The organism is Kitasatospora sp. NPDC059646 (assembly GCF_042734615.1).
GTDB lineage: Bacteria > Actinomycetota > Actinomycetes > Streptomycetales > Streptomycetaceae > Kitasatospora.
The window spans coordinates 59,310-72,797 of record NZ_JBHWDS010000005.1 but is presented as its reverse complement, the minus strand read 5'-3'; the positions used below and the strand labels follow the sequence as shown (position 1 = coordinate 72,797).

Annotated in this window: 11 protein-coding genes; 8 read left to right on the top strand and 3 right to left on the bottom strand. The window is 74.9% G+C overall.

Going from position 1 to position 13,488, the window contains the following annotated elements; genetic code table 11:
- Positions 1 to 199: 199 nt before the first annotated feature.
- The 6 genes from ACFV1L_RS04900 to ACFV1L_RS04875 are packed head-to-tail and all read left to right on the top strand — an operon-like array spanning position 200 to position 7,862.
- Complete coding sequence (locus tag ACFV1L_RS04900) at positions 200 to 1,618, top strand: APC family permease (RefSeq protein ID WP_380362930.1); 1,419 nt, start codon at positions 200 to 202, stop codon at positions 1,616 to 1,618.
- A gap of 47 nt (positions 1,619 to 1,665) precedes the next feature.
- Positions 1,666 to 3,303: an amidohydrolase gene (locus ACFV1L_RS04895; RefSeq protein ID WP_380362928.1), complete on the top strand. Its 1,638-nt coding sequence runs from the start codon at positions 1,666 to 1,668 to the stop codon at positions 3,301 to 3,303.
- 47 nt (positions 3,304 to 3,350) lie between these two features.
- Complete coding sequence (locus ACFV1L_RS04890; protein ID WP_380362926.1) at positions 3,351 to 4,145, top strand: crotonase/enoyl-CoA hydratase family protein; 795 nt, start codon at positions 3,351 to 3,353, stop codon at positions 4,143 to 4,145.
- Positions 4,142 to 6,112: an acetoacetate--CoA ligase gene (locus tag ACFV1L_RS04885; protein ID WP_380362924.1), complete on the top strand. Its 1,971-nt coding sequence runs from the start codon at positions 4,142 to 4,144 to the stop codon at positions 6,110 to 6,112. Before ACFV1L_RS04890 ends, ACFV1L_RS04885 begins: the two co-directional genes overlap by 4 nt.
- Positions 6,109 to 6,993: a 3-hydroxyacyl-CoA dehydrogenase NAD-binding domain-containing protein gene (locus tag ACFV1L_RS04880; protein ID WP_380362922.1), complete on the top strand. Its 885-nt coding sequence runs from the start codon at positions 6,109 to 6,111 to the stop codon at positions 6,991 to 6,993. Before ACFV1L_RS04885 ends, ACFV1L_RS04880 begins: the two co-directional genes overlap by 4 nt.
- Positions 6,994 to 7,001: 8 nt before the next feature.
- Complete coding sequence (locus tag ACFV1L_RS04875; RefSeq protein WP_380362921.1) at positions 7,002 to 7,862, top strand: amidohydrolase family protein; 861 nt, start codon at positions 7,002 to 7,004, stop codon at positions 7,860 to 7,862.
- 110 nt (positions 7,863 to 7,972) lie between these two features.
- Here the strand turns inward: ACFV1L_RS04875 and ACFV1L_RS04870 are convergent, their stop codons facing one another.
- Entirely contained in the window at positions 7,973 to 8,641 is a 669-nt protein-coding gene (locus ACFV1L_RS04870) for a MerR family transcriptional regulator (protein ID WP_380362919.1), read from the bottom strand.
- Positions 8,642 to 8,835: 194 nt separating this feature from the next.
- Between ACFV1L_RS04870 and ACFV1L_RS04865 the strand changes: the two genes are divergently transcribed.
- Together ACFV1L_RS04865 and ACFV1L_RS04860 are read left to right on the top strand one after the other, a co-directional pair.
- On the top strand, positions 8,836 to 10,164 hold the full coding sequence (locus ACFV1L_RS04865; RefSeq protein WP_380362917.1) for a YhgE/Pip domain-containing protein: 1,329 nt from the start codon (positions 8,836 to 8,838) through the stop codon (positions 10,162 to 10,164).
- Positions 10,165 to 10,355: 191 nt separating this feature from the next.
- Complete coding sequence (locus ACFV1L_RS04860) at positions 10,356 to 10,889, top strand: MarR family winged helix-turn-helix transcriptional regulator (protein WP_380362915.1); 534 nt, start codon at positions 10,356 to 10,358, stop codon at positions 10,887 to 10,889.
- A 19-nt stretch (positions 10,890 to 10,908) separates the two neighbouring features.
- Here the strand turns inward: ACFV1L_RS04860 and ACFV1L_RS04855 are convergent, their stop codons facing one another.
- Positions 10,909 to 11,388, bottom strand: a complete 480-nt coding sequence (locus ACFV1L_RS04855; protein ID WP_380363133.1) for a MarR family winged helix-turn-helix transcriptional regulator — start codon at positions 11,386 to 11,388, stop codon at positions 10,909 to 10,911.
- 131 nt (positions 11,389 to 11,519) lie between these two features.
- Positions 11,520 to 13,211: an FUSC family protein gene (locus ACFV1L_RS04850; RefSeq protein ID WP_380362913.1), complete on the bottom strand. Its 1,692-nt coding sequence runs from the start codon at positions 13,209 to 13,211 to the stop codon at positions 11,520 to 11,522.
- Positions 13,212 to 13,488: the final 277 nt, after the last annotated feature.

Genomic DNA, 13,488 nt, shown 5'->3' with positions numbered 1-13,488 from the left:
GGGGGGCCGCGGGGGCGGGGACCGGTCGGAGGCCGCACCGGGCGCTCTTACGACAACAGCATTGACGTTTCGCGGCGCCCGCCGGTTTCATGACTCGCACCCCCACCCCCACACCACCCCAGGCGGTGATCTTTTGGCATCGACGACGACGGCCACGAGCAGCGGTCCGAGAATCGACGCGGGCGGCCCCCGGCCCGCCATGCGGCGCTCCCTCGGACTCCTCGACGGTGCGGCGATCGCCGCCTCCAGCACCGCCGCGACCAGCAGCATCGGCATCGGGCTGGGCCTGATGGCCGGAGTGGTCGGCCTCCACCTCCCGGCGATCATGCTGCTGGCCTTCCTGCCGGTGCTCGCCATCGCCGGCGGCTACGGGCGGCTGAACGTCTCGGAGCCGGACGCGGGCAGCAGCTACCGGTGGGTCGGGCGCACGCTCAACCCCTGGCTGGGCTTCCTGACCGGGTGGGTGAACACCGTCGGGACCGTGGTCTTCATGGCGTACACCACGACCGTCACCGGCTCCTCGATCATCCAGCTGCTCGACCAGGCCCGCGTCCGCAGCGTCGCCGGCCTGCGGCTCGACGCCGACTCGACCGTCCAGTGCACCCTGCTCGGGCTGGTCGTGCTGGTGGGCGCCGCACTGGTCGCCGTCCGCGGGCTGGACCTGGCCGCCCGGCTGCAGAAGGCGCTGCTGGTCTTCGAGTACGTCGTGCTGCTCGGCTTCTGCGGCTACGGGCTGTTCGCCGGCGACCAGCCGTTCTCGCTGCAGTGGTACAACCCCTTCGACATCCCGTCCTTCGACGCGGTCGCCCAGGGCATGGTGCTCGCGGTGTTCTGCTACTGGGGCTTCGAGTCGGTGTTCAGCGTCGGCGAGGAGGTCCGCGACCCGCGCGACGCCTCCCGGGGCGGCACGATCGCCCTGGTGGCGATGCTGCTGCTGTTCCTGCTGGCCGGCACGGCCTTCCAACGGGTGCTGCCGCTGGGCGAGTTGGCCGACAACGGCGCCCACGGGCTGACCTGGTTCGGCTCCCGGCTCGCCGGCCAGCCGCTGGCCGCGCTGCCGCTGATCGCGCTGATGTTCTCCGCGGTGGCCTCGCTGCAGTCCTCGGTCATCCCGACCGCGCGCGGGATGTACGCGATGGGACGCGACCGGGTGCTCGGCCCGGTCTGGACCCGGCTGCACCCCCGGCACTCCACCCCCGCCGCCGGCACCCTGCTGATCACCGGCGTCGCGGTCGCCCTCGCGCTGGCCTCGATCGCCATCCCGACCGTCACCGACCTGATCTCGGCCGCGGTCAACGCGATCGGCATCGTCGTCGCGCTCTACTACGCGCTGACCGCCGTCGCCGCCGCCGTCCGGTTCCGCCACCTGCTGCGCACCGCCCCGCTGGAGGGGCTGCGCGCGGTGGTCGGGCCGCTGCTGGGCGCGGCGGCGCTGCTCGCGGTCGGCGGCTACCTCGCCCGGACCTTCTACACCTCCGCGGACCACTTCGAACTCTCCGCCGACAACGGCTGGTTCGAGCTGACCGTGGTGATCCTGATGATCGTCAGCGGGCTGCCGGCGGCGGCCTGGGCCCGCTGGCGGCGACGCTCGCCGTACTTCCTCGGCGACGCCCGCTGAACCGGACGCCGGACCGTCCGCACCACCCCGAGAACGGAGCACCACCCATGACCGAGGCCGATCTGGTCTTCACCCGCGGTCCCGTCCACACCGGCGACGCGGCCCGCACCCGGGCGAGCAGCCTGGCGGTCGTCGGCGACCGGATCGCCGCCGTCGGGCACGACGAGGTCCGGGAGCTGATCGGGCCGAGGACGGAGGTCGTCGACCTCACCGGCAAGCTGCTGCTGCCCGGGTTCCAGGACGCCCACATCCACGCGGTGGGCGGCGGCGTCGAACTCGCCGCCTGCGACCTCACCGGGACGGTCGACGTCGCCGACTACCTGGCCCGCGTCCGGGCGTACGCCGAGGCCCGCCCCGAGCAGGAGTGGATCACCGGCAGCGGCTGGTCGATGGAGAGCTTCGAGGGCGGCCTGCCCACCCGGCAGCTGCTCGACTCCGTCGTCCCCGACCGGCCGGTGTACCTGACCAACCGGGACCACCACGGCGCCTGGGCCAACACCCGGGCCCTGGAGCTGGCCGGCCTCACCGCCGACACCCCCGACCCGGCCGACGGCCGGATCGAGCGCGAGCCCGACGGCACCCCGAACGGCACCCTCCAGGAGGGCGCCACCTCCCTGGTCGCCCGGCTGATCCCGCCGCTCACCGCCGCCGACCGGCTGGACGGGCTGCTGCGCGCCCAGCGGCTGCTGCACTCGCTCGGCATCACCGGCTGGCAGGACGCCCTGCTCGGCGCGTTCAACGGGCAGGCCGACCCCGCCGACGCCTACCTGGCCGCCGCCCGCTCCGGCGCGCTGACCGCCCGGGTGACCGGCGCGCTCTGGTGGGAACGCGAGCGCGGCGCCGAGCAGATCCCCGAACTCGTGGCGCGCCGCGCGGAGTTGAGCCACGGACGGTTCCGGGCCGGCTCGGTGAAGATCATGCAGGACGGCGTCGCGGAGAACTTCACCGCCGCGATGACCAGCCCCTACCTGGACGGCTGCGGCTGCGCCACCGCCAACTCCGGCCTCAGCTTCGTCGATCCGGCGGCCCTGTGCGACTACGTCACCGCACTGGACGCGCTCGACTTCCAGGTGCACTTCCACGCGCTCGGCGACCGCGCCGTGCGCGAGGCGCTGAACGCCGTCGAGGCCGCCCGCACCGCCAACGGCCGGCGCGCCACCCGCCACCACCTCGCCCACCTCCAGGTGGTCCACCCGGACGACCTCCCGCGCTTCGCCCGGCTCGGCGCCGCCGCCAACATCCAGCCGCTGTGGGCCGCCCACGAGCCGCAGATGGACACCCTCACCATCCCCTTCCTGGGGCCGGAACGGGCCGCCTGGCAGTACCCGTTCGGCGCCCTGCTGCGGGCCGGCGCCACCCTCGCGGCCGGCAGCGACTGGCCGGTCAGCAGCCCGGACCCGCTGGCGGGCCTGCACGTGGCGGTCAACCGGATGGAGCCCGGGGCCACCGACGGACGGGTCTTCCTGCCCGAGCAGCGGCTCGACCTGGCCTCCGCCGTCGCCGCGTACACGGCCGGCACCGCGCACCTGAACGGGCACGACGACGCCGGGGTGCTGGCCGTGGGCAGCCTCGCCGACCTGGTCGTGCTCGACCGCGACATCTTCACCCGCCCCGCCGAGGAGATCGCCGACGCCCGGGTGCTGCGCACCTACGTCGGCGGCGAACAGGTCCACGCGGCCGCCTGACGGTCCGTCACCGGCCCGCGGGATCCCCGATGATTGAGGAGCCTTCCTTGAGCACGCTTTCCATCGACCGCCGGGACGGAGTGGCGGTCCTGACGCTCCGCCGCCCGGCCAAGCGGAACGCCCTCGACGACGCCACCGTGCTGGCCGTCGAGGAGTTCTTCCGGCGGCCGGGCGCCGACGTCCGGGCCGTCGTCCTGGACGCCGAGGGCGACCACTTCTCGGCCGGCCTCGACCTCGGCGAGCTGACCGAGCGGTCCACCGAGGACGCCCTGGAGCACTCCCTGATGTGGCACCGGGTCTTCGACACCGTCGAGGGCGGGCGCGTCCCCGTGGTGGCCGCGCTGAAGGGCGCGGTGATCGGCGGCGGCCTGGAGCTGGCGGCCTCCGCCCACATCCGGGTGGCCGAGCCGTCCGCCTTCTACGCCCTGCCCGAGGGGCAGCGCGGGCTGTTCGTCGGCGGCGGCGGCTCGGTCCGGATCCCCCGGCTGATCGGCGCGCACCGGATGGCGGACATGATGCTCACCGGCCGCGTCCTGGACGCCGCCGAGGGCCACGCCGCCGGCCTCTCGCACTACCTGGCCGAGGAGGGCGGGGCGCGCGCCAGGGCCCTGGAGCTCGCGGCGCGGATCGCGGCCAACGCGCCGCTGACCAACTTCGCCGTCCTGCAGGCGCTGCCGCGGATCGCCGAGGCCTCGCCCGCCGGCGGCCTGCTGCTGGAATCCCTGATGTCGGCCGTCGCCGCCGGCAGCCGCGACGCCCAGGAACGGATGCGGGCGTTCCTCGACGGCCGCGCCGCGAAGGTCGCCGCCACCCCCGCCACCCCCGGGAAGGGCGCCCGATGAGCGAGATCCTGCACACCCCCGGCGCCACGGTCAGGGACGCGTCGGAGATCGGCCGCTACCTCCGCTGGCTGGAGTCGGAACGGCAGCTGGCCTTTCCGGACTACGACAGCCTGTGGCAGTGGTCCGTCACCGACCTCGACGGCTTCTGGTCCTCGGTCTGGGACTTCTTCGGCGTCCGCCCGCACACCCCGCCCACGGCCGCCCTCGGCCGCAGGTCGATGCCGGATGCCGAGTGGTTCCCCGGCGCGACCCTCAACTACGCCGAGCACGCGCTCCGCAGCGACGGGTCCGCCGACGACGACGCCGTCGCCGTCGTCGCGCGCTCCCAGACCAGGCCGCCCGTCGAGCTGACCTTCGGCGAGCTGCGCGACCGGGTCGCCCGGGCCCGGGCCGGACTGCTGCGCCTCGGCGTCCGCGAGGGCGACCGGGTCGTCGCCTACCTGCCGAACATCCCGGAGACGCTGGTGGCCTTCCTCGCCACCGCGAGCATCGGCGCCGTGTGGGCGGCCTGCGCGCCGGAGTTCGGCCCGCGCAGCGTCGTCGACCGGTTCGCCCAGCTCGAACCGAAGGTGCTGCTGACCGTCGCCGGCTACCGCTACGGGGAGCGGGACGTCGACCGCCGGGCCGAGGTGGCCGAGATCGCCGCCCGGCTGCCCACCGTGGAACGGGTCGTCCACGTCCCGTACGGGCCGAACACCCTCCCCGACGCGCTCGGCTGGCCGGAGCTGCTCGCCGAGCCGGCCGAACTGTCCTTCGCACCCGTGCCGTTCGACCACCCGCTGTTCGTGCTGTTCTCCTCCGGCACCACCGGGATCCCCAAGGCGATCGTCCACCGGCACGGCGGGATCCTCCTGGAGCACCTGAAGAACAACGCGCTGAGCTGGGACCTGAAGCCGGGCGACCGGATGCTCTGGTTCAGCACCACCGCCTGGATGCTGTGGAACACCCTGGTCTCGGCGCTGCTCGTCCGCGCCTCGATCGTCATGATCGACGGCAATCCGGTCCACCCCGACCTGCGGGAGCAGTGGCGGATCGCCGAGGAGACCGGGACGACGCTGATGGGCGTCAGCCCCGGCTACCTGATGGCCTGCCGCAAGGCCGGGATCCGGCCCGCCGAGGAGTTCGACCTGTCGCGGCTGCGGCAGATCGGCGCCGCCGGCAGCCCCCTCGCCGCCGAGGGCTTCCGCTGGGTGGCGGAGCAGTTCGGGGACCGGGTGCTGCTGAACGTCGGCTGCGGCGGCACCGACGTGTGCACCGGGATCCTCCAGGGCAGCCCGCTGCAGAGCGTGCGCGCCGGAGAGATCTCCGGCCCCTGCCTGGGGGTCGCCGCGTACGCCTACGACAGCGCGGGCGAACGGGTCGTCGGCGAACTGGGCGAGCTGGTGATCACCGAGCCGATGCCGTCGATGCCGGTCGGCTTCTGGGGCGACGCCGACGGCTCCCGCTACCGGGCCGCGTACTTCGAGGAGTACCCGGGCGTGTGGCGGCACGGCGACTGGGTGCGGTTCGCGCCCGAGGGCCACTGCGTCGTCGCCGGACGCTCCGACGCCACCCTCAACCGGGGCGGGGTCCGGCTCGGCACCGCCGAGTTCTACGCCGTCGTCGAGGACCTCCCCGGCATCGAGGACAGCCTCGTCGTCCACCTGGAGGACCCCGAAGGGGGCAACGGGGAACTGCTGCTGTTCGTCGCCGGCCCCGCGGAGCTGGACGACGCCCTCCGCACCGGGATCGCCCGCGCCCTGCGGTCCGCGCTGTCGCCGCGGCACGTCCCGGACGTCATCGAGCGGGTGCCTGCCGTCCCGCGCAACCGCACCGGCAAGAAGCTGGAGGTGCCGGTCAAGCGGATCCTGCTGGGCGCCCGCCCGGAGTCCGTCGCCAGTGCCGACGTCCTCGCCGACCCCCGCTCCCTGGACCCGTTCGTCTCGTACGCCGCCGCCCGGGCCGCCGGGGCCGGGAGCACGTCGTGAAGGTCGCCGTCGTCGGCGCCGGCGTCATCGGGGCCTCCTGGACCACCCTGTTCCTCACCCACGGGCACGAGGTCGTCGCCACCGATCCCGCGCCCGGCGCCGAGCGGCGGCTGCGCGCCGCCGTCACCGCCGACCAGGGCCGGCTGTCGTTCACCCCGGACCTCGCCGAGGCCGTCGCCGACGCCGGTTTCGTCCAGGAGAACGGCCCGGAGCGGCCCGAGCTGAAGGACGAGGTGTTCGCCGTCCTCGACGCCGCGGCCCCCGCCGGGACCGTGCTGGCGAGCAGCTCCTCCGGGCTGCTGCCGTCGCGGATCCAGCAGGCCTGCGCGGCCCACCCCGAACGGGTCCTGGTCGGGCACCCGTTCAACCCGCCCCACCTCGTCCCGCTGGTCGAGGTGGTACCGGGCGCGCGGACCTCCGAGGCCGCCGTCGAACGGGCCGTGGACTTCTACCGCGGCCTGGGCCGCCGCCCGATCCGGCTGCGCCGCGAACTGCCCGGCCACGTCGCCAACCGGCTCCAGGCCGCCCTGTGGCGGGAGGCCTACTCCCTCGTCGAGCAGGGCGCGGCGAGCGTCGCCGACATCGACACCGCCATCGCCCACGGCCCCGGCCTGCGCTGGGCGCTGCTCGGCCCCTTCCTCAACCAGCACCTCTCGGGCGGGCCGGGCGGCATCGCGCACGTCCTGGAGCACCTCGGCCCGCCCATGGAGGAGTGGTGGGCCGACCTCGGCGCGCCCCGCCTCACCCCCGAGCTGGCGCGCGCGATCGCCGACGGCGTCCGCGACGAGCTGGCCGGCACCGCCGAGGCCGACCTCGTCGCGGAACGCGACGCCCTCCTCACCCTCCTCCTCGACGCCAAGAACCGGACCGAGCACCTGTGAGCGCCCCGATGAACCCCACCGATCCGATCGCCGTCGACTTCCACGTCCACGTGGAGCAGGACGCCCACGGCCGGCTCGCACTCGACGCGGAACTGATGGACGCCTCGGCCGCGTACTTCAAGTCCGGCCAGGACCGCACCCCGACCGTCGAACGCCTGGCCTCCTACTACCGGGAGCGGCGGATGGCCGCCGTGATCTTCACGGTGGACGCCACCACCGGCCTCGGCCGTCCCGGCCTGTCCAGCGAGGAGATCGCCGCGGCGGCGGCCGCCCACTCCGACGTCCTCATCCCGTTCGGCTCGGTCGACCCGCACCGCCCGGACGCCGCCGCCCGGGCCCGCGCCCTCGTCCTCGACCACGGCGTCCGCGGCTTCAAGTTCCACCCCAGCCTCCAGGCGTTCGCGCCGAACGCCCGCGAGCACTACCCGCTCTACGAGGCGATCCAGGAACTCGGCGTCCCCGCCCTGTTCCACACCGGGCAGACCGGCATCGGCGCCGGCCTCCCCGGCGGACGCGGCATCAAGCTGCGCTGGTCCGACCCGATGCTGCTGGACGACGTCGCCGCCGACTTCCCCGGGCTGACGATCGTCCTGGCCCACCCGTCGGTGCCCTGGCAGGACGAGGCGATCTCCATCGCCACCCACAAGGCCAACGTGTACATCGACCTGTCCGGGTGGTCGCCGAAGTACTTCCCGCCGCAGCTGGTGAAGGCGGCCGGCTCCTTCCTCCGCCACAAGGTGCTGTTCGGCTCGGACTTCCCGGTCGTCACCCCCGACCGCTGGCTGGCCGACTTCGACGCCCTCGACATCAAGCCGGAGGTCCGCCCCCTCATCCTCCGGGAGAACGCCGCGCGCATCCTGTCCCTCTGACACCCCGCACGCCGACCGCGCGGCACCCGCCCCGCCCCACGCTCCGACGGCCCGCCGCACCACTGCGGCGGGCCGTCGGCGTCCGCCCCTCGCGGCGGGCCGGCCGGCGGTCAGTCCTGCGGTCCGGGCTCGGGGGCGGCCGGGTCGGTCGTGCCGGTGAACGCGGCACGGTGGTGGGACTCGTTCTCCTGGGCGAGGCGCCGCAGGACCGCCAGGACCGGTTCGAGCAGCAGGACCACGACCGCCGCGTGTTCGGCGAGCCGGACGCGGTCGTCGAGGTGTTCGAGCCGGTCGAGGTCGAGCCTGGCGACGACGGCTGCCGGTTCGGCGTAGGGCAGCAGGTCCTCGGTGCGGTACTCCAGCCCGAGGCGGCTGAGGTCCATCAGGCTCGCGGCGAGCGCGCGGCGGTGCGGCGACTCCTCGGAGATGTCCCATCCCAGCGCCGCGAGCAGCCGGTCGACCCGCGGCAGGTGCTCGTCCACCGCGTCCGTCTCGGTGGCGTCGACGGGGGTGGGCAGCGAGTAGTGCACGACCTTGAGCGTGTCGAGCGGTTCGAGCGGCTGGTCCATCGCGGTGAGGATGTCGCGGGTGGCGGCGATCGACAGGCCGCCGCGGGAGGTCAGGGCGCGGATCAGCCGCAGGCGCCGGACGTGCTCGTCGCCGTACAGGGTCAGCGTGGCCCCGAGGGGCCGGCCGGGCGGCAGCAGGCCCTCGCGCAGGTAGTACTTGATCGTCCCGACCGGTGTCCCGGACAGGCGGCTCAGGTCAGAGATCCTCATGCGCTCACTCAATCGAACGGTTCCGCGTGTGACCAGTCTCCCAGATCCCCAGCTGGACGGTCTTGTTCGACAGTGCAACTATCTTGCTAGAAAGTGAAGCTTTCCAGCGCGCGGGCTGACCAGCGACGCCACCGGGAAGCCGCCGTCCCCGCACCCCGGCACCGCCGCGGGCGCGACACCGCACCTGGAGCACCATGTCCCAGCCGACCCCCGCACACACGACGAGCGCCCGCGGGCTGCTGCGCCGCCGGAGCCTGTGGATACCCTCCGCGGTGATCCTCGGCCTGCTGTCGTTCGTCCTGTCGCTGCTCTACCTCGGCGCCAACAACGACCCGGTCGGCTCGATGAAGGACCTGCCGATCGCCGTCGTCAACGAGGACCGGGGCGCACAGGCGGCCGACCGGCGGATCGACCTGGGCACGCAGATCACCGCACAGATCACCGGCTCCGCCGAGCTGGAGGGGAAGGTCGCCTGGAAACAGGTCGACCGCCGCACCGCCGACGAGCTGATGGCCGACGACAAGGTGTTCGGCGCACTCGTCGTCCCGGACGACTTCTCGGCGTCCGTGGCCGCGCTCGCCGGACCGCTCCAGCCGGGCGCGCACCCGCCGACCGTGACGGTGCTCACCAACCCGGCCGCCGGAAGCTTCGGCTCCACCATGGCCTCCGAGATCAACCAGCAGGTCGTCCGGTCCGTCTCCACCCGGCTCGGCGAACGGCTCACCCAGCAGCTGGCCCAGCAGGCGGCGCAGCACCCCGCACAGCAGGCGGGCCCGCCGGCCGCCGCCGGGCTGATGCTCGACGACCCGATCAGGACCACCGTCCGGACCGGCCACCCGCTCGGCGACCACAGCGGCCTCGGCATGAGCGCCTTCTTCTACACGCTCGTCCTCGTCCTCGGCGGCATGCTCGGCGCGAACGTGATCCACGCCCAGCTGGACACCGCCCTCGGCTGGCTCGCCAACGACAAGGGCCCGTTCCGCAGCCTCAAGCCCGCCCAGCACCTCAGCCGGGTCGGCCACTTCGCCGTCGGCTCCGTCCTCATGGTCGCCCTGTCGATGCTCACCTCCGCGCTCGCCCTGGCCGCGGCCGCCGGCGTCATCGGCATCGACGCCCCCCACCTGCCGATGCTCTGGCTGTTCGGGACGTGCGCCACGGCCGCGATGGGGATCACCGCGCTGGCCCTGCTCGCCGCGTTCGGTACGCCGGGCCCCATCGTGTCCATGCTGATCCTGATCGGCCTCGCCGTTCCGTCCGCCGGCGGCACCGTCCCGCTGCAGGCCCTGCCGTCCTTCTACCGGTTCCTCGGCGAGTTCGAACCCTTCCGGCAGGTGGTCGACGGCGTCCGCGCCATCCTGTACTTCGACGCCCGGACCGGCGCCGGACTCGGCCGCGCCTGGACCATGGTCGGCCTCGGGTTCGCCCTCTCGGTCGCCCTCGGCCTCCTCGTCACCCGCCTCTACGACCGCCGGGGCCTCCACCGCTCCGCGCCCCTGACGCCGGCCGCGCAGGCGATCGGCTGACCTCCGACCCGCGGCTGCTCGCCACCGCCGGTCCGGTGCCGACGCACCTGCGCGACATCACCCGGCACCGGCACCGGCCCCGCGCCGGTGCCGGGCCGTCCGCGGCGCCCGCCCCGGCCCGCGGAACACCGAACCGCGGGGCCCCTCCCGGCCGGAAGGGCCCACCGGACACGACCATCGAAACGGCCACCATGCCTCGGTCCACTCACCGGGCGGCGCCCACCCCGCCCGGCGGCCTCTCCCGCCGCACCCCGGACGCCGCCGTCCCGCTGCGGCCGCTCGGCCGCCTCCACGACGTCGCCTCGGCGCTGACGGCGCTGCTGGCGTCCGACCTCAAGGAGCACGGACTCACCGCGCCCGCCTTCCACATCCTCGCCGTGCTGCGCCGGGCCGGCCCCGACCACCGGCTGACCACCGGTCGGCTCGCCGCGATCGACATGGTCACCTGCTCCGGAATGACCGTACGCGCCGACAAGCTGGAGAAGAGCGGACTGGTCGTCCGCGAACGCGACGAAAACGACCGCCGCGTCGTCCACCTCCGCCTCACCGAGCGCGGCCTCCGCCTCACCGACCGGGTCCTGGCCGGCCTGCACGCCCGGGAAGCCCGGCTGACGGCCGGGTTCGACGCCGACGAACTGCGGGCCCTGGCCGGACTGGCCGACCGCCTGGAACGGGCCCTGCAGCACTCCGCCGGCGCGTTCCGCCCGGTGCCGCCGCCGCACTGACGACGCCCCCGGCGGGAGGTCAGAGCGGAGTGCTGCCGCTGCTGCCCTCCAGGACGAGCAGCAGGCGGCCGAGGTCCCGGGACAGGTCCTCGCGCTCCTCCGGGGTCAGGCCGGAGAGCAGGGTCCGGTCGTAGGCGAGCAGGTCGGGGTAGACCCGGTCGACCAGTTCCGCTCCCTCGGCGGTCAGGGAGAGGTGGGAGACGCGGCGGTCGCGGTCGTCGGCGCGGCGGGCGACCAGGCCGCGCTCCTCCAGCTGCCGCAGGCGCTTGGTGACCGCGGCCCCCGACGCGAAGGTCTCCCGGGCGAGTTGAGAGGGCGTCAGCTCGCGGTCGGTGCGGCGCAGGGCCCCGAGGATGTCGAACTCGGGCCGGGTGAGGCCCTCCTGGGGCAGCGGACCGGTCCTGCCCTGCTGCAGGAGGGCGGCGATCCGGTTGATCCGGCCGAGCACGGCGATCGGTTCGGGATCCAGCTCGGGGTAGGCCTGTTGCCACTGCCGCATCACGCCCGCGACGGCGTCCTCCACGTGCGCTGCTCCGTCTCTGCCACTGCGGGCGATCGCTGTCCGAACCGGTCCCGGCGCCGCACCGGCCCGCCGCAGGGGGGTGCCGGGCCGGGTGGCCGACTTCGATCCTAGGGGCAGGCCACGGACCGTCCGTGGCCGCCGCGTCCGTCGAGCATGGCGGCCAGCTGCCCGTGCCCCTCCCGCTCGGCCCGGGCGATCCGGGCCTGCGGCAGCGCGCGCTGCCACCACTCGCCGGAGGCGACGTCCGCGGCCTCGCGCAGCTCCACGAGCGCGTGCGCGAGCCGGCGGCGGGCGGCGGCCGCGGTCGGCGCGTGCGCGACGGCGCTGCGGGCCGCCTCGGTGGCCGCCTGGAGCGCGGCGAGGGCCCGGTCGACGCGGGTGCCGGTGCGGCGGTTGGTCACCACCAGGCAGGCGGCCAGGCCGAACAGGGCGCCGAGGCAGGTGTCCAGCCAGCGGTCGGTGACCATCGTCCGGGCGTCCTGGTAGCCGGCGAATTCGGTCATCAGCAGCGCCAGCGGGGTCACGAAGCTGCTCGCCAGCCAGTAGTTGCGGGTGATCGTCGCCTCGGTCGCGAAGTGGCAGGCCAGCACGAGCAGGACGAGCGCGAGCTGTCCCGTCCGGGACACCGGCAGCAGCGCGGTGAACACGAGCAGCCCGAGCAGGTTGCCGAGCACCCGCTGGAGCGACCGCTGCCAGGACAGGCCCGCGCTCGCCTGGTGGATCGAGGCCGCGGTGACCACCGCCCAGCCGGGCCGTCCGACCCCCAGCGCCATCGACGCCCACCCGGCGGCCGCACAGCCGAGCGCGACCCGCAGCACGATCGGCGGCAGCGGCGAGCCGGGGCGCAGCGCCTGCCACCGCGACGGCCGGCCCGCGGCCGCCGTCGCCGCCTCCGCCTCGACGCCGCGCAGCTCCGCGGCCTCGGCGGCGGTGAGTTCGACGACCGGCAGCGGCCGGTTGCGCCGCAGCTCGCGGGCCCACCGTTCGTACTGCCCGGCGGCGTCGGGGTCGGGGTGGGCGGGTCGGGAGGCGAGGGCGGACTCGGCGCGGACGAGCAGGCGTTCCAGGCCGGCCGCGGTCCGGCGGCGCGGCTCGGCGACGGTGGGCGCCGCGTCCGGCACGAGGGCGTGGCGGGCGGCGTTGACGGCGGCGGCGAGCGCCGTCCGGGCGGCCGGGCGGCGGGCGGGTTCGCTCGACAGCAGGCGGGCGGCGGCTTCGAGCGCGCGCGCCGTCAGGATCCGCTCGGGCCCGAACGGCCGGACCAGGGCCGGGGCCATGCAGACCGCCCAGGCCACGGCGGCGCCGGCGGCGGTGAGCGCCAGGTGCCCGGGCAGTTCGGCGAGCCGCTGGGGCACGAACGCACAGGTGGTGCTGGTGAAGGTCACGATGAGAGCCCCGGGCGGACCGACCCGCCCCGCCTCGCAGGCCAGCTTGTGGAGCGCCGCCAGCACGGCGCAGACCGCGACCAGCACGGCCACCGACCGGGTGAGCGAGGCCGCGGTGAGCGCAACCCCCGTGCTCAGCAGCGTGCCGACCGCCACCCCGCCGACCGTACGGGCCCGCGCGGGATACGGAAGCCCGTGGCCGTAGAGGGCGCACAGGCCGCCCGCCATCGCGTACAGCGCGAGGTCGAGCCGGCCGAGCCCGAGCAGCGTGAGGTTCACGGCCCCCGCGGTCACGACAGCACTGACGGCGGGCTTGTGCCAGATGTCCACCGGAGCGCCCAGCCGGAGGACCTGGCGCAGCGGTGGCACGGGGATGCGACGGGCACGCGGCGCGGGTGGGGACTGTTCGAGCATGAAAAAAGGTTAACAGTTAATTTACTCGTAAATCACATGGGTTCGGCAGCCGTCCCGGGTGCCGGGCGTACCAGGGTGCCGGTCGGCACTCCTTCGCGCGGTGCACCCGCGGAGGCCGGTGCCGGGCGCTGGGGCGAGCGCAACTCTCGACCGGCAGGGGCGACTTGGTTCCGGGCCGCCGGCCGGGCGCGGATGGCGGGCGGTCGGCTTCGGGGCCGGTCGCGGCAGCCGGCGGTCGGGGGACCGGGGCCGACAGGCCGGTGCGGCGGGGACCGCC